The sequence below is a fragment of the Streptomyces sp. Alt3 genome, from assembly GCF_030719215.1.
Lineage (GTDB): Bacteria > Actinomycetota > Actinomycetes > Streptomycetales > Streptomycetaceae > Streptomyces > Streptomyces glycanivorans.
The window spans coordinates 116,124-136,647 of sequence record NZ_CP120983.1 but is presented as its reverse complement, the minus strand read 5'-3'; the positions used below and the strand labels follow the sequence as shown (position 1 = coordinate 136,647).

Below are 20,524 nucleotides of genomic sequence, written 5' to 3'. Positions count from 1 at the left end.
ACGGATTCCACGGCGAAACCCGAGCCGCCCGCCGGGAGATCCCGGCGCGGCACCACATCCCCGGCTCGCCGACGCGGCAACACCCGCTTCGTGCTCGCCTGCCTGCTTCCCGCACTGGTGCTCTTCGCGGTGTTCATGGTCTACCCGACCGTGAACGTGTTCCGGATGTCGTTCTACACCTGGAGCGGCTTCTCACCGGACATGACGTTCGTGGGGCTGGACAACTTCCGCCACCTGATCGACGACAAGCAGTTCGTACGCGCCTTCCAGAACACGGTCGCCCTGCTCGTCGTGGTCACCGTGGTGACCATGGGCATGGGCCTGTTCCTGGCCGCGATCATGACCCGCCAGAAGCTGCGGGGCCGCAACTTCCTGCGCTTCGTGCTCTACGTCCCCAACGTGCTCTCGGTGGTCGTGATCGCGGCGGTCTTCTCCGCCGTCTACGACCAGAACAACGGTCTGCTCAACGGCACACTGCGGCTGCTCTCCCTCGACGGCTGGCAGCAGGTCTGGCTCGGCAACCAGAAGATCGTGCTCTACTCCGTCGGGATCGCGATGGTCTGGCAGTCGCTGGGCTACTACATGGTCCTCTACATGTCGAGCATGTCGAGCATCCCCGAGGAGCTTTACGAGGCCGCGGGGCTCGACGGCGCCTCCAACGCCCGGCAGTTCTTCTCCATCACGATGCCGCTGATCTGGCAGAACCTGCGCACCTCGCTGACCTTCTTCATCATGAGCGCGGTCAACCTCAGCTTCGTCCTGGTCCGCGCGATGACGGGCGGCGGACCCGACAGTTCCTCCGAGGTCCTGCTCAGCTACATGTACAAGCAGGCGTACACGAACTCGTCGTACGGCTACGGCATGGCCATCGGCGTCGTCATCTTCGTGTTCTCGTTCCTCGTGTCGCTCCTGGTGAGCCGGGCGACCCGGCGCGAGCCCCTCCAGTTCTGAGGACAGCCACCATGACCGTGATCAATTCCCCACGCCCGCGCGCCCCCCGCTCGCGGATCGGCCGCGTGCTGACCTACGCCCTCGTCATCGCCATCGCACTCGCCATCGCGGTACCCGTCGCCTGGGTGCTGCTCGCCTCGCTGAAGAAGAAGAGCGAGTTCTTCGGCAGCCCCTGGACCCTGCCCGAGGGGCTGCGCCTCGAGAACTACGTCGACGCGTTCACCGACGCGCACCTGGGCCAGTACTTCCTGACCTCGGTGCTCGTGACGGTGTTCGGCCTCGTCCTCGTCCTCGCGGTGTCCGTGCCGGCGGCTTACGTCATCGCCCGCTACGAGTTCCGGGGCAAGGGCATCGTGCAGATCGCCCTGCTCGGCGGACTCTTCGTCAACGTCAACTACATCGTCGTACCGATCTTCCTGATGCTGGTCGACTGGGACAAGGCGCTCATCGACGTCTTCCCCGGCGGGTTCTTCCTCGACAACCCCGGCGTGCTGTCGCTCGTCTACGCGGCCACGTCGATCCCCTTCACCGTCTACCTGCTCACCGCGTACTTCCGGTCCATCCCGGTGGAGTACGAGGAGGCAGCGTCGCTCGACGGGGCGTCCCGCTTCCGGATCATGACCCGGATCATGCTGCCGATGGCCCGCCCCGCGGTCACCACCGTGATCCTGTTCAACTTCCTCGCCTACTGGAACGACTTCATCATCTCGCTGACCCTGCTGCCCGGCGAGGGCAAGACGGTCCAGGTCGGCCTGCTCAACCTGTTCACCGCACAGAAGGCGGCGGCCGACTACGGACGCCTGTACGCAGGCATGGTCATCGTCATCGTGCCCGTCCTGATCGTCTACGCCTTCATCCAGAAGCGGCTCATCGAAGGCATGGCATCCGGCGGAGTCAAGGGCTGACGGCACCGGCGCCGCCCGGCCGGACCACACCGGGCGAGCGCGCCCCGTTCCCTGATCCAGCCCGATCCGAACGAAAGACCCCAACGGCCTTGCCGGAAGGAAGACCGACATGAAGGACTCGACGCGTACGGCGCTGCTCGTCACCGTCCGCACGCTGATCGCGGCGGCCTGTGTGGCACTCGTCGTGGTGGAGCGCACGACGATCGGGTGGGGACACCTCGCCGTCATGCTCGTCGCGCTGGCCGGGCTGCTGGCCCTGCTCGCCTCGTACAACCGGCGGTTCCGTTGAGCGCCGGGGCGTCCGGACGGACGCTGGCCCAGGTCCGGCCGAGCGCGCGACAACTCGCCTGGCAGGAGATGGAGTTCTACGGATTCATCCACTTCGGCATGAACACCATGACCGACCGCGAGTGGGGCGAGGGGCACGACGACCCGGCGCTCTTCGACCCGGCCGACCTCGACGCCGACCAATGGGTGCGGGCGCTCAAGAGCGCCGGGATGACCGGAGTCATCCTCACCTGCAAGCACCACGACGGTTTCTGCCTGTGGCCGAGCGACGCGACGGACTACTCGGTCGCCTCGTCGCCGTGGCGCGGCGGCAGGGGCGACATCGTCGCCGAGGTAGCCGACGCCGCCCGCCGGCACGGCCTCAAGTTCGGGGTCTACCTGTCGCCCTGGGACCGCACCGAGGCGTCCTACGGCTCGGGAACCGGCTACGACGACTTCTACATCGCCCAGCTCACCGAACTGCTCACCCGCTACGGTCCGGTGTTCTCCGTGTGGCTGGACGGTGCGAACGGCGAGGGCCCGAACGGCAAGCGCCAGGTCTACGACTGGGAGCGCTACTACGCGGTCGTCCGCGAGCTCCAGCCGGACGCGGTGATCAACGTGTGCGGGCCCGACGTCCGCTGGTGCGGCAACGAAGCCGGCGACACCCGCCCCGACGAGTGGAGCGTGGTACCGCGGTCCCTCCAGGACGCCGAACGGACCGCGTCCCGCTCGCAGCAGGCGGACGACGGCACGTTCGCCCGGCTCGTCCGCAGCGACGAGCGCGACCTGGGCAGCCGCGCCGCCCTCGCCGGCCACGAGTCCGACCTCGTCTGGTACCCGGCCGAGGTCAACACCTCGATCCGGCCCGGCTGGTTCCACCACACGGCTGAGGACACCGAGGTCCGCCCGGTGGACGAGCTGTTCACGATCTACCGGCGCGCGGTCGGCGGCAACTCCTGCTTCCTGCTCAACGTCCCCCCGGCCCGGGACGGACGCCTGCACGATGCGGACGTGGCGGCACTGACAGCCCTCGGTCAGCGCATCGAGGACTTCCGTTCCCGCCGGATCGAGGCGACCGCGGCAGTCACCTCCGGCACCCCGGGGGATGTCGCCACCGCGTGGCCCGGCCGTGCGCGCACACCCTGGCGGCCCGAAGCGGCCGACGCCCGCCCCGCTCTGACCCTTGAGTTCACGGGAACCCGTACGGTCGAGGCGGTCGTCCTGGGCGAGGACATCACCCAGGGACAGCGCATCGAGCACGTGGTCGTCCGGGGCCGGCACAACGGTGAGTGGACGACGCTCGCCGAGGCGAACGCGGTGGGCCACCAGCGCATCCTCGTCTTCCCGCCGACCGAGGCCGACACGATCGTGTTCGAGGTGACCCAGGCCCGGGACACCCCCGTCCTCGCCCGGGCGGCCGCGATCGGGGCGGCTTCGTGAAGGGAGCGGCGCCCGGGACGCGGGCGCCGCGTGAACCGGACGCCTCCGGGAAGCGGAGCCCCCGCGGACAGAGCGCCCGGAAGCAGCGCAGCCGGGCCCCCGACGGGCCGGGGGCCACGCGCGGAACCCGCGACGCCCGAGAACCGGGCACCACACGCGCGACGGGAGGCTCCGGCCGGCCGGCCGGGTCGCGCAAGCCCGGCGCCCGCAGGCCGGTCACGGTGCGCGCCCCCGGCGCCGCCTCCCGCACACCGCCGCGGCGCACCCTCGCCGTCCTGACCGGCGGCTGCCTCGTCCTCGCCGCACTGATCGTCACCGCGGTGACGACGCTCGGCGGCTCCCACCGCACCGACGAGGTCGCCTCGATGGACGGCCACCCCGTCACCCGCGAGGAACTCCTCTTCCACATGCGGCGGCTCGCGCCCACCGTCCAGAACGAACTGCGCACCGAGTACCACCTGCGCGGCACGTTCACCTGGAACGCCCCGACGGGGGAGGGCACCGCGCTCCAGCGCCTCGAGACCCGTGCGCTCGACGAGATCCGGAAGGACAAGACCACCTTCGTCCTCGCGAAGGAACAGGGACTCGCCGACTCCGTGGACCACGCCGACCTCGCCGCCGAGCGCACGAAGGAGAACGAGGCCCGCGCCCTCGCGGTCGCCGCGGGCCGGACCGTCTACGGCGTCACGGAGTTCTCGCCCGAGGAGTACTACACCCACCGGCTCACCGAACTCACCACGAGCCTCAAGGCCCGCCTCGGCAAGGACCCGGACGGCCCGCTCAACGTCACCGACACGGAGGTCCGGGAAGCGTTCGACGCCGACCCGGACGCCTGGAGCGCCAACGCGACCACCTACACGTACACACGACTCGTGGTGCAGGTACCCGACGGCGCCGCCGAGGATTTCGCCACCGGACTCCAGAGCCGTGTGAAGGCCGCCCGGCACCTCAAGGCCCTCACGGACGAACCGGACGCCGAGCTGACAACCGCGACCTACGGCGGCAGCGGCTCCACCGGGCTGAACACCCACGACCAGGACCTCGTGTCCGTGCTCGGCACGATCGAGCCGGGACAGATCTCCGCGCCCGTCAAGGGCACCGGCCAGATCACCTACTACGAACTCGACCGCAGGAAGACCGACGGGGACAAGGCGTTCACGGAGTACGCCCAGCGGATCCGCCAGTCGCTCGTCGCGGAGGAGTTCGACGCATACCTCCAGCGCCGGGCCGACGACACCTCGATGGACGTCGACGCCTCGGCAATGGCCGCCATCAACGCGAAGGATGTGCAGCAATGAGACCTGTCGACGTCGGCCCACCCACCGACGAAGCGGCGCCGAAGCGAGTGCGGATCACCGCGCGGACGCTTCGCGCGGGCCTGACCTCCCTGCTGGCCGCGGTACTCGTGGGATCACTCGCCCCGGCCGCGCACGCCGCGGCCCGGCCCGAGCAGCCCACCGCCGCCCCCGCCACTGCCGCCGGGCAGTCCTGGCCGGGCAACAAGCCGAACAAGGCAGGCGGCAAGGACTACTACATCGACGCCACGCAGGGCCACGACGACGCGGCCGGCACCTCACCCGGTTCCGCCTGGCGCAGCCTCGCCAAGGCGAGCGCCACGACGTTCGGGCCGGGCGACCGGATCCTGCTCAAGGCCGGTGAGCAGTGGCAGGACGAGCAACTGTGGCCCAAGGGCTCCGGCAGCGCGGGCAAGCCGGTCACCATCTCGGCCTACGGCGACAAGCGCGCCGGCCGCCCCTACATCGCGACGAACGGCAACGTGCCCAGCCCGTTCAAGGCGGACGGCACGAAGAACCCCGAGACCGTCGGCCTGACCGGCGCGATCGTGCTGCGCAACCAGCAGTACTGGAACATCGACAACGTCGAGCTGTCCAACGACGACGACTTCGCGACCGACATCACCAAGGGGTCGTACGTCCGCGACGGAATCATGGTCTCGATCAACGCCGACCTGATGAAGGCCGACGATGACACCATCATGGACCACTTCCGCATATCGAACATCTACGTCCACGACCTCGACGGCCCGAGCAACTGGCAGAAGATCCACTACGGTGCGGTCGACTTCCAGGTCTTCGGCAGCAAGAGCTACAAGGACTACGCGACCGGCGGCCACTACTTCAAGGACGTGCGGATCGAGAACAACACGTTCGACAACGTCGAGCTGCACGCCGTCCAGTTCGCGTTCAACTGGTTCGCCGCCGACGGCGCGGACGCGGGCCAGTACGACGAGGCCGGCAAGTACCACGAGGGCTGGGAGCAGCTGTGGGTACGCACCCGCGACCTGTACAGCCGTGACGTCTACATCGGCCACAACTACGCCAGGAGCATCGGCCAAGGCGCCTTCCAGCTCGCCGACACCCAGCGGATGACCGTCGAGTACAACGAGGTCAACGGCTTCCTGGAGCGCTACGACGCGGTGTCCTGCGGCCTGTACCTGTGGGCGGGCGCCGACTCGACCATGCAGTACAACGAGGTGTACGGCGGTCCGCACAACGAGTACGACGGAACCCCCTGGGACCTGGAGTACACGAACTTCAACGTGACGTACCAGTACAACTACTCGCACGACAACGCGGCGGGCTGGATGGCCTACATGGGCAACAGCTCGAACTCGGTCGCCCGTTACAACCTGAGCGTCAACGACAACGGCGTCCTCGTGAAGAACATGCTGTCGACGAACTACTCGCCGACTTACTTCACGAACAACACCTTCGTCTACGACGGCGCCGACCTGGACTACGTCCACGACGAGACGTTCCTGAGCCGTGTCTACTTCCTGAACAACATCTTCTACAACACCTCGAAGACGACCGAGACTCCGTGGTACCGCCGTACCGGCGCCCTGCGGCAGGCCGTGTTCTCCCACAACGACTACTACGAGGCGGGCGCCGAGCACTCCACCCAGGAACCGGCCGACCCGGACGGGCTGCGAACCGATCCGAAGTTCGTCGGCGACCCCGCCGACCACGTCACGGGGGCGGGCGTGGACCACATCCGCAAGGCCGCCGCGCACTTCTCGCTGCGCAAGGACTCGCCGCTGATCGACGCGGGCCGCTACAACGCGCACATGGGCTCCTCGGACTTCCTGGGAACCCGCCTCTACTACGGTGACGCCCCGGACATCGGCATCGCCGAGAGGAAGGCAGGCAAGCACGTCGCCCACCCGGTCGACGACGATCCGATCGAGGAGGAGGCCGACAACCGGGCCGACCTCGCCCTCGGCAAGCCGGTGACCGCCAGCTCCACCCATCCCGGCGCGAACGGCTCGCTCGGCGCGGAGAAGCTGACCGACGGCGACCTGACCACCCGCTGGGCCGCCGCCGACGACGCGGCCTACCCGATCACGCTCGACATCGACCTCGGTACGGACACCACCTTCGACCAGGTCTACCTGGACGAGTACACGGACTCGGGCACCAATCCGCGGGTGCAGTCGTTCGAGCTCCAGCGCTGGGACGCGGCGACGGGCACCTGGGTGACCTTCGCGAGCCGTGACACGGGCATCGGACACGACCTGACCGTGACCGGCTTCGACAGCGTCACCACCACCAAGCTCCGGGTTGCTCTCACCGGCCAGATCGCCACGGAGCAGTACACCCCGAGCCTGACCGCGGTCTCGCTCCACCACACGGGCGGATGACCGGAACGGAGCGGACCACGGCCTCGTACGCCGCGCCGACCGGAGAGTGATCCTCCCCGAACGCGCCCGCTCCGTTCCACGGCCACGGGGCCGCGCCGATCTCGACGACCGTCGCGGCCCCGCTTCTCGGCGCAACCCGGCCCGCCTTGCAGGCAGGGCGGACCCGGCCCCCCTACCGGCAGGGTCGGGGGTGGAACCCGGCCGAGCAGCCGGCAGGACATGGCTGTCAACTGTCGGAGTGGAACGCCCCGTGCACTCGCAGGCTGCCTTGGATCGCCACCTGGTCGTCGTTGACGTGAACGAGCCAGTCGGTCCCGTTCCGGACCGACAGGCGCCCGTTCGCGTTCACCTTGCCGAGGAACAGCGACTCCTCCTGGACGCGGAGGCCGCCGTTGACTGATATCAGGTCGTCGTCCGTGTGCAGAATCCAGTCGCTCCCGTTCCGGACCGACAAGTGCGCGTTGGCGTTCACCTTCCCCGAGAACGCGGACTCCCCGCGGACACCGAGACCGCCGTCGACGGTGAGGTCGTCACCGATGACGGTCTCCCCGGCGGACCGCAGCCCGCCCAGGACATCCGCCCTGCCGTTGACGGTGAGATCACCGCCGACGGTGGCTTCGCGCGCGACGAGCAGTGCATCCAGCTCCAGCTTGCCGTTGACGATGAGGTCGCCGTCCACCACGGCGTTGCTGGTGGCGTGCAGCTCGCCTCCGGCGTCCACCTGGCCGGCGACGGTGAGGGCGCCCCCGACGACCGCGTTCCGGTCGGCCTTCAGATCACCCTCGGCGTCCAACCGGCCGTGGACGACCAGCCGGGGAGGTCCGTCCTGCGTCTCCAGCACACCGTCGACCGTCAACCCGGTCTCGACCGTGAGGTGTTCCGTCTTGGCCCGACGGGTGAACAGGTCGTTCAGGTCCGCCTCACTGGCCGAAACGGTGCCCCACAACCGCTCCGCGGCGGCGCCGTGGAAGACGTTCAGCCCCTTGGACGGGAACTCGATCCACCCGGCGTCCTCCTCGCGGCCCCGCACCCACGGGGTGTGCACTCCGCTCGTGGCGGTCACGCCCTCGAATTCGGGGCTGCGCAGGTGGACGGTGGTGGTGAGGAAGTATCCCGGCTGCTGCTGGGCGGTGGAGGTGGCTGTCAGGGTGTAGGTGGCGTCCCGCTTCGGCTCCTCGCCGGACTGTGGCGACCACTCCCAGCCGGTTCCTTGCCTCCGGGGGGGGGGCGGTTGGTGAGGGGCCGTCCGGACCCTGGACCTGGTAGGTGAGAGTGTCGGGGCCCTCCCACTGCAGTACTACGTCCGTGCCCGCAGTCACCAGGGACCGCTTCGCACGGAAGTTGCGCGGCACCTTGGGAGCCTGCTTCAGCAGACTCAGCGTCACAGGGGACTCCTCCTTGAAGGGGCCGTTCTGTACGCCCTCCGTCAGCTGCAGGAGGACCGGCCCCGGCGTGCTGGAGACCGGAAAGCCCTCCAGCGCCAGGACCATGGAACCGCCGGCCTTGAACCACGTGCTGGGACGGGGGGTCACCGTGAGGACACCTGCCGCGCTGTCCCAGTCGGTCAGTGGCTCGTCCTCCGGCTTCCTCGTCGCGTCCGGCAGAACCCGCGCTGTGATCGCCTTCGGATCGGGCGTCAGGGCATCCGCCACCTTCCCGAAGGGCACGCGCACCTTGACGTACAGCCAGGCCATTTCCTTGTTCCTGGGATTGGAGACGACGATGTAGACCGTTCCCTGAGACTGTTCGCCCGCCTCCGGAACCTGGAGCGGGGCCGGGTCGGTGAGGATGGTGTAAGAGCTCGTAACACGATCATGGTGAGACGCGGTCTACCCTTGTTGGGGTGTCGTCCCTCGCTATTACTGCTTCTTCGCACTCATCGGCGTCTGCCGCCATCGTCTACGCGGCGCTCCTGGATGCAGAATCCTGGCCGTTGTGGTCCGCCTACGCCGACGTCGAGTGGGATGTGCCTGCGGGAGTCGACCGGCCGGCACGCGTGGATGACCTGCGCACCATCCGTTCCCATACTGGGCGTGTGTGCTGCCGCGAGCGCGTCGTCGAGATGATTCCCGACCAGCGGTTCAGCTACGAACAGACCGCAGGTCTGTTCACCTCTCATCGAGGGTCTGTGGACCTGGCCCGAGCCCCCCATGGCGCCACCGACATCACCTGGTCAGCGACCTACCGACACACCCTCCCTCTCCTGGACATGCTCAGGAGACGGCGTCTGCAGGTTTGGGTCCAGGATCTCGCGTCATACGCCAACTCGATCGTGAGCCGTAACTCCTAGAACTGCAGTGCAGATTCATGATCCGAACTTCTTCAGGCGTCTCCAGCAGATGAGGCTGCAGCCCAACGAGACTAAGGGCGTGCAGATCATTAACTCGTAGCTTTCCGCTCGGTGTGTCGTTGGTGTGACATGAGCGGGTTAGAGAGACAACCGACTGTACTGGCAGCCAAGTTCGAGGCGATTCTGCCGCACCTCGACGAGCGGCAGCGTCGCTTGTTGATAGGGGCGGAGGCCCAGTCCCTCGGCCACGGCGGGATCAGAGCAGTCGCCCGTGCCGCCGGTGTCCGTGAGGCCACTGTGTCTGTCGGAGTGCGGGAACTCGACTCCGGAGAAGTGCCATTGGGACGCATTCGCCGGTCCGGCGCCGGCCGCAAACGCGTCGTCGACCGGAACCCGGCCGTTCGGGAAGCACTCCTCACGCTGGTCGAGCCGGACGTCCGCGGAGATCCCATGTCGCCGTTGCGCTGGACCACCAAATCCACCCGCAAGCTCGCCGAGCAGCTGACCCGGCAGGGCCACAAGATCTGTGCGGACACGGTGGGCGACCTGCTGCGCGAGGAGGGCTTCAGCCTGCAGAGCAACGCCAAGACGCTGGAAGGCAAGCAGCATCCCGACCGTGACGCACAGTTCCACTACCTCAACGAGCAGGCCCGTGATCACCAGGACTGCGGAGCTCCGGTGATCAGCGTGGACACGAAGAAGAAGGAACTGGTCGGCCCGTTCAAAAACAACGGCCGTGAATGGGAGCCGAGAGGCGAACCGGTGCGGGTCGACACCCACGACTTCCCCGACCGCGAGCTGGGCAGAGCGGTGCCCTACGGCATCTTCGACGTCGCCGCGAACACCGGCTGGGTCAACGTGGGCACCGACCACGACACCGCCGCGTTCGCCGTCGAATCGATCCGCCGCTGGTGGAACGGAGCCGGCCGGGCCGCCTACCCGACGGCCGACCGGCTCCTGATCACCGCCGATGCGGGCGGCTCCAACGGCTATCGCACCCGCACCTGGAAGACCGAACTCGCCCGGTTCGCCACCGAGGCCGGCCTGACGGTTACCGTCTGCCACCTGCCTCCCGGAACTTCGAAGTGGAACCGGATCGAGCACCGGCTGTTCTCCCACATCACCATGAACTGGCGTGGAAGGCCTCTGACCAGCCACGAAGTCATCGTCCAGAGCATCGCCGCGACCACCACGAAGACCGGCCTGACCGTTCACGCCGAACTCGACACCAACCTCTATCCCACCGGCGTCCAGGTCAGTGATGACGAACTTGCCGCCCTGCCGATCACCCGACACCGCTTCCACGGCGACTGGAACTACACCCTCCACCCGCAGCCCTCGCGGGAGGCGACGGCGATCAACAACACCCCCGACCAGGCCCAGGCGAACAGGCTGGATCACCTCACGCGGCGTTCGCTGCAGGACCCGGAACTGACCGGGATGACCCGCCAGCGGCTCAGCGAGCTCATCGACGAGCTGACTCCAGCGCTGGAGGCTCAACGCGAGGACGTGCTCCGCGCACGTCGTGGTCACGAGCGTCTGGTCGCACCGGGCACAGGTGCCAAAGCCAAGCTCACCCCAGCCGACCGGGTCCTGGCCACCGTGCTCCACCTGCGCAAACTCGCCACCATGGACCTCTTGGGCCAACTGTTCGGCGTCTCCGCCGTGACCATCTGCCGAGCGAACCAGGAAATTCGCCCACTCCTCGAAGCACACGGCCCTCGAGTCGATGCCTCCACCGCCCGCTTCCGCACACCAGCCGACATCACGACGTTCCTCGCTTCTGACCTGCTCTAGTGAAAGATCAAGAAGGCAAGTAAATGATCTGCACGCCCTAACTGATCGTTTCAGAATGAGGTTCGGAGTCGCCTCAAGCAGATGATGCTGCAAGCGAGTTGTAGCAGGGCGAGGTGGAAGTCGGCGCGTATCTCGTAGCGGATGCGGAGCCTCTTGAACTGGTGGAGCCAGGCGAAGGTGCGCTCGACAACCCAGCGGGTTTTGCCCAAGCCGGAGCCGTGGGGGGCACCACGGCGGGCGATTTTCGGAGCTATCCCTCGGTGCCGGAGGAGTCGCCGGTACTTGTCGAAGTCGTAGCCGCGGTCGGCGTACAGGCATCGCGGGCGATGGCGCGGCCGTCCGCGCAGTCCACGAATGCGGGGGATGGCATCGACGAGCGGCATGAGCTGGGTGACATCGTGTCGGTTGCCGCCGGTCAGTGACACAGCGAGCGGTGTGCCGTGCCGGTCGACGATGACGTGGTGCTTGCTGCCGGGGCGGCCCCGGTCGACTGGAGATGGTCCTGTGTGAGCTCCTCCTTTGAGGGCGCGGATGTGCGATCCGTCGATGGCACAGTCGTCCATCTCCAGCAGCCTGGCCGTCCGCAGCTCGGTGAGGATCGCAACGTGCAGGCGGGGCCAGACGCCGGCTTCGGTCCAGTCCCGTAGACGGCGCCAGGCCGTCACCCCGGAGCAACCCACCTCCTGGCGTGGCACGTCGCGCCAGGTCACACCCGTACGCAGGACGAAGATGATGCCTGCCAGCGCGATGCGGTCGCATGTCCGGTGTCGTCCCGTATATCGATGCCGCCGCTGCGGAGGGGGTGGCAGCATCGGAGCAATGCGGGCCCAAAGGTCATCGGGCACAAGATCACTGATCACGTCTGGCAGCGTGGCGGAAGATCCTCGTTGAGGTGGACCGATTGACCCGGCAAACTCGCCTGATGAGTCAGAGCAGACAGCCGGGAGCCTGGGACGGCCCCTTCTACCGAGTCCATACAGAGCATTTCGCGGCCGCGTTCCTGCCGAACGCGGGTGAGGACCTGGATGCGGTGGACAACGTCGACGTCTTCGTCGACCTTCCGGACGGCTCTCGTTGGAGCGCAACCATCATCACTCTCGCCCAGGTCGAGCTCGTGATGAAGAGGTGGGCAGCAAGCGGGGAAGCCCTGGGAGGCAGCTACTTCTGGGTCTCGGACGGCCTCATCGTCCGCGATGCCGGCCTCAGCAACATGACCCAGGTGCTCGTCGGGTTGGTCGAAAACGATGAGTTTACGCAAGTCCTTCAGCGGCTCGATGGCTGACAGGTTCCGGCGATCGGGAGAACCTGATTCTGAAACGATCAGTAAAAGAGCGTTTTGTCCCGACGGGGGTGCTTCATTGCAGTTCAGGTGGCGGACCGCTTCGGGCCGGCTGAGGCGGTAGACGCTTGTTGTGGCAGATGGGACGGGTGACGGCCTTCGAGGGTCCGTTTCGGTCCCTTCGCTCCTGTCTGATCCCAACAAGCCCCCGGTCACGCCTATTTGCGCCCTGTGGCGGGACGGCTGATATCGGTACTACGGAAACATGCCTCGCCGACAGCGGCCGTACCCGAGTGACCTGTCCGATGCCCGTTGGGAACTGCTGGAACCAACTCTGACAGCATGGCGGGCCAATCGAAGAGGGAAGGGCCTGGACATCGGCCGACCGCCCGAGCACGATCTGCGCCGGATCATGGACGCCATCCTCTACGTCGACCGGACCGGGATCCCCTGGCGGTACCTACCGCACGACTTCGCCCCATGGGAGACGGTTTACGGGTACTTCGCCGCCTGGCAGAAGGACGAGGTCTTCGACCAGCTCAACGGTCTCCTGCGGCGACTGGTCCGAGAGGCCGAAGGCCGCGACGCCGAGCCGAGCGCCTGCGTCCTGGACGCCCAGAGCATCAAGACCTCGGCCAATGTGCCCGCGGCCGGCCAGGGCATCGACGCGGGCAAGAAGATCGCGGGCCGCAAACGGCACATCGGCGTTGACACGCTCGGCCTCCTCCTGGCCGTGCTGGTCACAGCCGCCAACGTTTCCGACAACGTCGGCGGCATTCAGGTTCTCTCGAGCATCGCCGCAGACCATCCGCGTGTCACGAAGGCGTGGGCCGACACGGGCTACCGCACCAAGGTCATCGACCACGGCGCCCGCCTCGGCATCGACGTCGAAATCACCCGCCGCGACCCCGCTCACAAGGGCTTCAAGGTGATTCCGCGACGTTGGGTCGTCGAGCGGACCTTCGGATGGCTCATGCACCACCGTCGCCTCGCCCGCGACTACGAAACCCACCCCCATCGCTCCGAAGCGATGGTCCACCTCGCGATGATCGACCTGATGAGCCGCAGGCTTACCCGAGAGTCGACTCCGAACTGGAAGGACTCATAGCCGCCGGGCCACGCTGACCCGCGCATCCTCACTCCTCATCGACCGCGGCCAGCGGCTATCGATGAGACTCGCCGCTCCCCGACAGGCGCCGCACGCATCCTCCCGTTCCGGCAGCCACAAGTAGTCGGACGGTGACATACCGGCTTCCTGAATGCCGCACAGCGTCTTGTCGAAAATGCCGAACGCGTGGCAGACACCAGAGGCAAGGCCATCCGCGACGGCCTTCTCCCAGCGCATCCCCAGGGGCAGATACGGCGGTCGCGACATCTCGAACCACTCGCCGCCCACATGGGTGGCCGCATGGCACCAGGAACAGGACCAGATCTCCTCTTCCCAGACCGTCGGTGGCACCGGCCACCGCCACATCGACCGCCCGCACACATCACACTCCACGGGCGGATCCTCACACGCCGGCACGGGCCGACCAAAGCGGCAACATCGCGCCAGTTATCAAACGCCCTGGCCAGGACAAAACGCTCTTTAAGGCGTCGTGGAGTTCGAGGCGTCGTTCCCATCGGATGGCGAGACGTCTGAACTGGTGGAGCAGGGCGAACGTCTGCTCGACGACGTAGCGGAGCTTGCCCAGGCCCTTGATGTTCGGGGCACCCTTGAGGGAGATGACCGGCAAGATCTTGCGGCGCCGCAGTTCCAGGCGCACGGCCTTCGACTCGTATGCCTTGTCGCCCAGGACAGCCTCGGGGCGCCGTCGCGGTCGGCCGGGCCGGCCAGCGACGGGCGGGATACCGTCGACCAGATTGAGGGTCTGGGTGATGTCGTTGACGTTCGCCGCGGTGGTGATGACTTTGAGCGGGGTGCCGCGTCCGTCGCAGATCAGGTGGTGTTTGCTGCCCGTCTTCCGCCGGTCGACCGGCGACGGACCGGTGTCGGCGCCCCCTTTTTCGCGCGGATGTGAGAACCATCCACGCAAGCCCGCGACCAGTCGAGCTCGCCGGCCGCGTTCAGCTCTGCGAGCAGGACCCGATGCAGCCGGTCGAAGACCCCTGCCTTCTGCCACCGGTCCAGGCGGCGCCAGCACGTCTGTCCCGAGCCGAACCCCAGTTCCGGGGGCAGAAGTTGCCAGGCTATGTCGTTGTAGAGGACGAACAGGATGCCCTGGAGACAGAGCCGGTCCGACACCGGCCGAGGCCCCGGTGACCGCTCCGGCCACGGAGGCAACAACGGCTCGATCAGCGCCCACAACTCATCGTCCACGATCCACGGTCGAGTACTCACACCATCACGAACGGCCGAATCTTCACACCAGTCACGGCCAACCAGCACGTTTCACCAAGATCGTGTTACGAGCTCTAAGCAAGAAATGCCACTGCTGATTCCCCCCTGGATTCTGCCGTACATGCGCGAGCCCTCCACGGGCCAGGCGCCGTACGGTTCATAGTGCGGTCCCGCCCGAACCCAGGAACGCCGATTTACCGTAACCGGCGCGAACCGGACCTGTGCTGGCCGAAACGGGCGATACCGATATTCCGGCTACGAGATCGTCGTAGTGATGCGAATGCGAGCACTCGCCGACCGGCCGATCCGAAGTCACCACGCAGTAGCCGATCCCCGGCATGCTCGTTCCCACCAGCACGTTCTGCAACGTCCGGCATCATGTGCACCACGGGGTGCGTAAACGCCTTTTCGTCGCGAGTCGACAGACCCGCGATTCCGGTCCTTCGGCTGAGCCCGTATTCCCCCCCGCTACTCCAGGACGCGTGCAGTGCGTGCGGCGGCCAGCCATTGGGGGAATTCGTGCAGGAGCCGGTCGTAGAGCTGATTGTCACCGATGGTTCTTGGTGTGCGGCCGGCATGGAAGAAACCGGCGTTGTCGACGATCCGGCGGGCCGGGACCGCGAGGGTGTCGAGTTTATGGAGGAACGTGAACTCGTTGTCGTCGGGGTCGCCGAAGCCGATGAACTGCCAGAACAGGGGGAGACGCGCTGCTTTGCACAGGTAGCGTTCGGCAGCGAGTCTGCTGGTGGGGCCACCGTCGGTCTGGAAGACGACCAGAGCGGGCGCGTCACTGCCCGAGGCGATGTAGTGGTCGATGATCTCGTCCATCGCCCAGTGGTAGTTCGTACGGCCCATGTGGCCCAGGTTCTCGTGGAGCTTGTCTATGAGGCCGCGGTGCCGGCCAAGCCTGAGGTCGGTGGATCCGTCGACGTCCGTCGAGAAGAACACGACCGGCACGACACCGTCGTCATCGAGATGCGCCGACAGCGACAGCGCCTGCTCGGCCAGGTGCTGCATGGTGCCGTCCCGGTAGTAGGGCCGCATGGAGCCGGAGCGGTCGAGCACCAGATAGACCGCGGCCCGCACACCCTCCAGTCCGTGCGCGCGGACACTGCTCCCGGCCGCCTTGTACAGTTTCACCAGGTCAGGTGCCCGTTCCATGACCTTCGTCAGGCTGATGGCGGGGGAGCGTTCACTGCTGTTCGACACGATCACCTCTCCATGGTGAGGCCAGGCCGTCGAGGACGTGGGGTGTTCACCACGGATACCCGAGGAACCCGATGTCGTCGGACACCTCAAGGCCCACCCGTTCGTGCGGTCGGCTCTGCCCGGCCGGGCCTTGCGGCCGGGCAGAGCGTCCCGCGGGCAGGCCCCCTGAGTCAGGTGCCGGACCGACGGCCCAGCGCCGGGGCCAGCTTCGTCGCGATGTCGGTGAGTATCTGCTCGTAGTCCCGGTGCTCAAAAGTGAAGGGAAGCGCGAACGCCACCTCGTCCACCTCACGGAACGCCGCGTGCGCCTGCAGCCGCTCGGCGATCACCTCCGAGGTGCCGACCAGATCAGGCGCGAACATCATGCGCCCCGGTCCCTGCGGAACCGCTGTGCGAGGCAGCCGCTCGGCGGCGTACCGCTCGTACCTGGCACGCTGCTCGGGTGACGCGGAGTCGGTGGGGATGACCACCAGCCCCTGGGAGACACGGGCATCCTCCCCGTCGGGGTGAGCAGCCCGGAAGGCACGGATGTGCGAGAGCTGGACGGTGGCGAAGTCGGCGGGCCCTTCCTCGGGGCCCTCGGCCTTGACGACGCTGCTGGTCAGCAAGTTCATCCCGTGCTCGCCCGCCCACCGGGCCGACCTCAGGCTGGCCCCGCCGTACCACATCCGACTGCCCAGCCCCGGTGAGTGCGGCTGCACCCGGTCGGAGAAGACTTCGAAGCCCTCCCGGCCGCCGGCCCCGGTGGCGGGTTCACCTCGCACGAGGTCCAGCAGACGCTCCACCCGTCCGTAACCGAAGTCCTCGGCCTCCGCGGTCTGCGGGTACAGGGCGTCCTTGACGCGGTCGTAGAACATCGGAGGGCCGACGCTGACACCAGGATTGAGGCGTCCGCCGGACAGCACGTCGACCGTCGCCAAGTCCTCAGCGAGCCGGAGCGGGTTCTCCCAGCCGAGCGGTGTGACCGCGGTGCCGAGTTCGATGCGCCGGGTGCGCTGCGTGGCAGCCGCCAGCACTGCGACGGGAGAGGAGATGCCGTACTGCAGATGCCGGTGGCGGACCCACGCGCTGTCGAAGCCCAGCCGCTCACCCAGCTCGATCAGTTGCAGCGTGGACTCGTGGCCACGGCCCGGGTCGTCCTCGTCGTAGAGTCCGATGGTCAGGAACCCCAGCTTGCGCAGCGGTCGCGATGTGTGTGGCACTCAGCCCTCCGACGTCCGGGTGTGTCAGACCTATGGGCGTACCAACAGAAGATCGCCATGAGGTGTTCCCGCCGGATCGACCACCGTTCCCGTCGACTCGGCACGCCTCGTTTCCACTGCGCGGCCGCGTGACTGCGTTCGCTCTAGGGGTTAGCTCCGCCGGGCCGGGTCCCTCCTTCGCTCGAGTGCGGCAGGGGCGCGGGGGCCTGGGGCGTGGCGGCCCAGGAGGAGAGCAGGCGCAGGCCTTCCTCGGAGACCGAACCGGGCTCGGCGGCATAGACGGTGAGGGTGAGACCGGGCTCGGCAGCCATTTCCAGGCCTTCGAAGGCGAGGGTGAGGTCGCCGACGACGTGGTGGTGGAAGCGTTTGGTACCGGAGCCGTGGAGGCGGACATCGTGAGCGCTCCAGCGGGTGCGGAAGTCGTCGCTTCGGGTGGAGAGCTCGCCGACCAGGTCGTGGAGGTCCTTGTCGTAGGGGTTGCGGCCGGCTTCGGTACGCAGGATGGCGACGGCGACATCGGCGAAAAGGTCCCAGTCGGGGTAGAACCGGCGCGAGGCGGGGTCGAGGAAATTGAACCGGGCCAGGTTCGCCTGGTTGCCGGGGACCGCGTAGAGGTCGCTGTAGAAGGCCAGGGCGAACTGGTTGGCGGCCAGGATGTCCATCCGGCCGTTGCGGACGAACGCGGGACCCGCCGTGATGGCGTCCAGGGTCCACTGCAGACTGCGATGCGGCCGCCACTGGTCCTTCGTGCGCCGCCGGCGGGGCCGGGTGAGGGCGTCGGAGCCGTCGGCGGCCTGGGCCAGGTTCAGCAGGTGGGCGCGTTCGGCGTCGTCGAGCCGCAGGGCACGGGCGAGGGCCTCCAGGACGGTCGGCGAGACGCCGGCGAGGCTGCCGCGCTCCAGCTTGGCGTAGTACTCCACGCTCATGTCGGCCAGAGCCGCGACCTCGCTCCTGCGCAGACCGGGAACACGGCGCCGAGGTCCTGCGGGCAGCCCCGCCTGCCCGGGGGTGATCTTCGCTCGCCGCGAGGTGAGGAACTCGCGGACCTCCTCGCGGTTGTCCATACCTACGACGGTACGGCCTGACCCGCGAGAGAGGGATGTACTGCTGGTACACCCCTCCTCAGTGACTCGCTGCCTGCGCGGGACGGGGGTTACCTGGATGGACGACGCGGCGTTCGCCGTCCCCCCTCACAGCGGGCGGCCCGAACGCCGGACCCGGGTTTGTGAGCGGTGAAAGCACCGTTCGCGCCGGGAAGCGTCACCCATTCGGCGGCCCGCCGGAACCTCCCCGGTGCCGGTGAGCCCCAGCCAGGCAAGGAGCATTTCTCATGCGCGGAGCAGTCATTCACGCCCCCGGCGACATACGGTTCGAGACCGTGGAGGACGCGAAGATCCTCAAGCCGACCGATGCGGTCATCCGGACGGCCGTGACCTGTGTGTGCGGCTCGGATCTGTGGCCCTACCGGGGCGCGGAGCCGACCGGACAGGCGCATCCCATGGGCCACGAGTACGTCGGTTTCGTGGAGGAGGTCGGCTCCGAGGTCACCTCCGTCCGGCCGGGACAGTTCGTCGTCGGCTCGTTCGCCACCTCGGACAACACCTGCGCGAACTGCCGCAACGGGTTCCAGTCCAACTGTCTGAACCGCGAATTCATGTCCACCTGCCAGGCCGAGTACGTGCGCATCCCCAACGCCCAGGGCACCCTGGTGGCCACCGACGACGTGCCCGGTGAGGAGTTCTGGCCCGGTCTGCTGGCGGTCTCCGACGTCATGGGCACCGGCTGGTGGGCCGCCGATGCCGCCGAGGTCAGGCCCGGCTCGACCGCCGTGGTCGTCGGCGACGGCGCGGTCGGCCTGTGCGGAGTGATCGCGGCGAAGGAGATGGGCGCGGAACGCATCATCGCCATGTCCCGGCACGAGCCCCGCCAGAAACTCGCCCGCGAGTTCGGCGCCACCGACATCGTCACCGAGCGTGGCGAGGAGGGCGTGGCCCGTATCAAGGAGATGACGGACGGGATCGGCGCGGACTCGGTCCTGGAGTGCGTCGGCACCGCACAGGCCATGAGCCAGGCGCTGCACTCGGCCCGGCCCGGCGGCAACGTCGGCTTCGTAGGCGTACCCCACGAGGTCGCCGTGGACGGACAGGAGCTCTTCTTCTCCCACGTCGGCCTGCGCGGCGGCCCCGCCCCCGTACGCCGCTACCTCCCCGACCTCATGGACCGCGTCCTCACCCGCCGGATCGACCCGGGCAAGGTCTTCGACCTCACCCTGCCCCTGGACCAGGTCGCCGAGGGGTACCGGGCCATGGACGAACGCCGCGCCGTCAAGACTCTCCTCAAGCCCTGACCCCTTCGAAACAGAAGTCAACCGGAGAAGGACCAACCATGCACATCAACCGAAGCTAGATCGATACCGGCAAGGGCCCGGCCGACCGGTTCACCGGCGACGTCTACATCGCCGCCGCCGCCGCCGCCGCCGCCGTCGCCGTCGCGCCCGCCCCGTCCCGGGTCACCGCGAACCTGGTGCACTTCATGCCCGGCGCCCGCACCCACTGGCACCGCCACCCACTGGGCCAGACCGTCTTCGTCACGGAAGGCGTCGGCCTCTGCCGGCGCCGTGGCGGATCCGTGGAAGTCATCCGCCCCGGGGACCGCGTCCTGTTCGAGGCCGACGAGGAGCACTGGCACGGTGCTGCTCCGAACCGGCTGATGGTCCACCTGGCCATCAACGAGGGCGACCACGACGTCGTCCACTGGCTCGAACCCGTCACCGACGAGGAATACACCGCCACCCCGGCCACCGACTGATCCCGGGCCGTGAATGTTCAAGGTTCATGGGCCGGGGAGATCTCACGTCGACAAGCAGCATGAACAGCGTTCGCGATACACGGCCTGAAGGCTCACCGTGATCACTTCCGCCCCGGTCCGCGCCGACGCCGGTCCGGGGCCGGAGACCGCCCGCCGGCCCGGCCCCGCCAAGGCTGCGGCATCGCGCCCGGCACCGCCGGCCAGGACCGCCCCCACGCCCTGGCCGCGAAGCTGTCCGATGCGAGGGAAGGTGCGATTGCCCGCGACGCCGGAAACGCCCATGAAAGGTGCGGCCGTTTGCGACATCAGGGTTCTGCCTCCGCGATCCGGCCTCTACTGAGTGGCCGGATCGTCAACTCCCCCCGCCTTAC

20 protein-coding genes are annotated in these 20,524 nt (G+C 67.8%); 13 read left to right on the top strand and 7 right to left on the bottom strand.

All coding sequences use genetic code 11. From position 1 onward, the window contains the following. Nucleotides 1–90 precede the first annotated feature (90 nt). The 6 genes from P8A20_RS00620 (at nt 91) to P8A20_RS00595 (ending at nt 7,227) form a co-directional block, all read left to right on the top strand. On the top strand, nt 91–951 hold the full coding sequence (locus P8A20_RS00620) for a carbohydrate ABC transporter permease (protein ID WP_261989085.1): 861 nt from the start codon (nt 91–93) through the stop codon (nt 949–951). A gap of 11 nt (nt 952–962) precedes the next feature. Next, entirely contained in the window at nt 963–1,856 is an 894-nt protein-coding gene (locus tag P8A20_RS00615) for a carbohydrate ABC transporter permease (RefSeq protein WP_147964431.1), read from the top strand. A 109-nt stretch (nt 1,857–1,965) separates the two neighbouring features. Then, nucleotides 1,966–2,145: a DUF6903 family protein gene (locus P8A20_RS00610; RefSeq protein ID WP_147964432.1), complete on the top strand. Its 180-nt coding sequence runs from the start codon at nt 1,966–1,968 to the stop codon at nt 2,143–2,145. Next, nucleotides 2,142–3,566 carry an alpha-L-fucosidase gene (locus P8A20_RS00605; protein ID WP_261989086.1) on the top strand — a complete coding sequence of 475 codons (1,425 nt, stop codon included), beginning with the start codon at nt 2,142–2,144 and terminating at the stop codon, nt 3,564–3,566. Before P8A20_RS00610 ends, P8A20_RS00605 begins: the two co-directional genes overlap by 4 nt. 221 nt (nt 3,567–3,787) lie before the next feature. After that, on the top strand, nt 3,788–4,864 hold the full coding sequence (locus tag P8A20_RS00600) for a peptidylprolyl isomerase (RefSeq protein WP_147964433.1): 1,077 nt from the start codon (nt 3,788–3,790) through the stop codon (nt 4,862–4,864). Then, nucleotides 4,861–7,227: a discoidin domain-containing protein gene (locus P8A20_RS00595; protein WP_147964434.1), complete on the top strand. Its 2,367-nt coding sequence runs from the start codon at nt 4,861–4,863 to the stop codon at nt 7,225–7,227. The genes P8A20_RS00600 and P8A20_RS00595 overlap by 4 nt, the downstream gene beginning before the upstream one ends. 226 nt (nt 7,228–7,453) lie before the next feature. Here P8A20_RS00595 and P8A20_RS00590 read toward each other — a convergent pair whose 3' ends face one another. Beyond that, nucleotides 7,454–8,290: a bactofilin family protein gene (locus tag P8A20_RS00590; protein WP_147964435.1), complete on the bottom strand. Its 837-nt coding sequence runs from the start codon at nt 8,288–8,290 to the stop codon at nt 7,454–7,456. Nucleotides 8,291–8,679: 389 nt separating this feature from the next. On the opposite strand from P8A20_RS00590, the gene P8A20_RS00585 reads away from it, so the two are divergent. The 3 genes from P8A20_RS00585 (at nt 8,680) to P8A20_RS00575 (ending at nt 11,314) form a co-directional block, all read left to right on the top strand. Further along, complete coding sequence (locus P8A20_RS00585) at nt 8,680–8,955, top strand: hypothetical protein (RefSeq protein WP_306102631.1); 276 nt, start codon at nt 8,680–8,682, stop codon at nt 8,953–8,955. Between the two features lie 115 nt (nt 8,956–9,070). Further along, a complete protein-coding gene (locus P8A20_RS00580; RefSeq protein ID WP_147961570.1) occupies nt 9,071–9,517 on the top strand; it encodes an SRPBCC family protein in 447 nt (148 codons plus the stop codon). 129 nt (nt 9,518–9,646) lie between these two features. Further along, nucleotides 9,647–11,314 carry an ISAzo13 family transposase gene (locus tag P8A20_RS00575; protein ID WP_306102630.1) on the top strand — a complete coding sequence of 556 codons (1,668 nt, stop codon included), beginning with the start codon at nt 9,647–9,649 and terminating at the stop codon, nt 11,312–11,314. A 50-nt stretch (nt 11,315–11,364) separates the two neighbouring features. Here P8A20_RS00575 and P8A20_RS00570 read toward each other — a convergent pair whose 3' ends face one another. Continuing rightward, nucleotides 11,365–12,174, bottom strand: coding sequence for an IS5 family transposase (locus tag P8A20_RS00570; RefSeq protein WP_147961571.1), 810 nt, complete (start codon nt 12,172–12,174; stop codon nt 11,365–11,367). A 62-nt stretch (nt 12,175–12,236) separates the two neighbouring features. On the opposite strand from P8A20_RS00570, the gene P8A20_RS00565 reads away from it, so the two are divergent. Together P8A20_RS00565 and P8A20_RS00560 are read left to right on the top strand one after the other, a co-directional pair. Further along, entirely contained in the window at nt 12,237–12,596 is a 360-nt protein-coding gene (locus P8A20_RS00565) for a hypothetical protein (protein WP_147961572.1), read from the top strand. 262 nt (nt 12,597–12,858) lie between these two features. Next, a complete protein-coding gene (locus P8A20_RS00560) occupies nt 12,859–13,701 on the top strand; it encodes an IS5 family transposase (protein ID WP_306102629.1) in 843 nt (280 codons plus the stop codon). On the opposite strand, the gene P8A20_RS00555 is transcribed toward P8A20_RS00560, so the two are convergent. The 5 genes from P8A20_RS00555 to P8A20_RS00535 all read right to left on the bottom strand — a co-directional run bounded on the left by P8A20_RS00555 (nt 13,696) and on the right by P8A20_RS00535 (nt 18,409). Then, on the bottom strand, nt 13,696–14,094 hold the full coding sequence (locus P8A20_RS00555) for a hypothetical protein (RefSeq protein WP_306102628.1): 399 nt from the start codon (nt 14,092–14,094) through the stop codon (nt 13,696–13,698). The two genes, P8A20_RS00560 and P8A20_RS00555, sit on opposite strands and share 6 nt — an antisense overlap. 10 nt (nt 14,095–14,104) lie before the next feature. After that, a protein-coding gene (locus P8A20_RS00550) for an IS5 family transposase (RefSeq protein ID WP_187282281.1) occupies nt 14,105–14,934 on the bottom strand; the annotation gives its coding sequence in 2 pieces (ribosomal slippage) (nt 14,105–14,601 and nt 14,601–14,934; 831 coding nt in all). A gap of 468 nt (nt 14,935–15,402) precedes the next feature. After that, complete coding sequence (locus P8A20_RS00545) at nt 15,403–16,149, bottom strand: vWA domain-containing protein (protein WP_306102627.1); 747 nt, start codon at nt 16,147–16,149, stop codon at nt 15,403–15,405. Nucleotides 16,150–16,313: 164 nt separating this feature from the next. Next, nucleotides 16,314–17,345 (bottom strand): LLM class flavin-dependent oxidoreductase, encoded by a 1,032-nt coding sequence (locus P8A20_RS00540; RefSeq protein ID WP_147961574.1) that lies wholly within the window; start codon nt 17,343–17,345, stop codon nt 16,314–16,316. Between the two features lie 143 nt (nt 17,346–17,488). Beyond that, entirely contained in the window at nt 17,489–18,409 is a 921-nt protein-coding gene (locus P8A20_RS00535) for a helix-turn-helix transcriptional regulator (RefSeq protein ID WP_306102626.1), read from the bottom strand. A 266-nt stretch (nt 18,410–18,675) separates the two neighbouring features. Here P8A20_RS00535 and P8A20_RS00530 point away from each other — a divergent pair, with 266 nt between their 5' ends. Both P8A20_RS00530 and P8A20_RS00525 read left to right on the top strand, forming a co-directional pair. Further along, nucleotides 18,676–19,692, top strand: coding sequence for a zinc-dependent alcohol dehydrogenase family protein (locus tag P8A20_RS00530; protein ID WP_147961576.1), 1,017 nt, complete (start codon nt 18,676–18,678; stop codon nt 19,690–19,692). Between the two features lie 59 nt (nt 19,693–19,751). After that, a complete protein-coding gene (locus P8A20_RS00525; protein WP_306105096.1) occupies nt 19,752–20,153 on the top strand; it encodes a (R)-mandelonitrile lyase in 402 nt (133 codons plus the stop codon). Nucleotides 20,154–20,524: the final 371 nt, after the last annotated feature.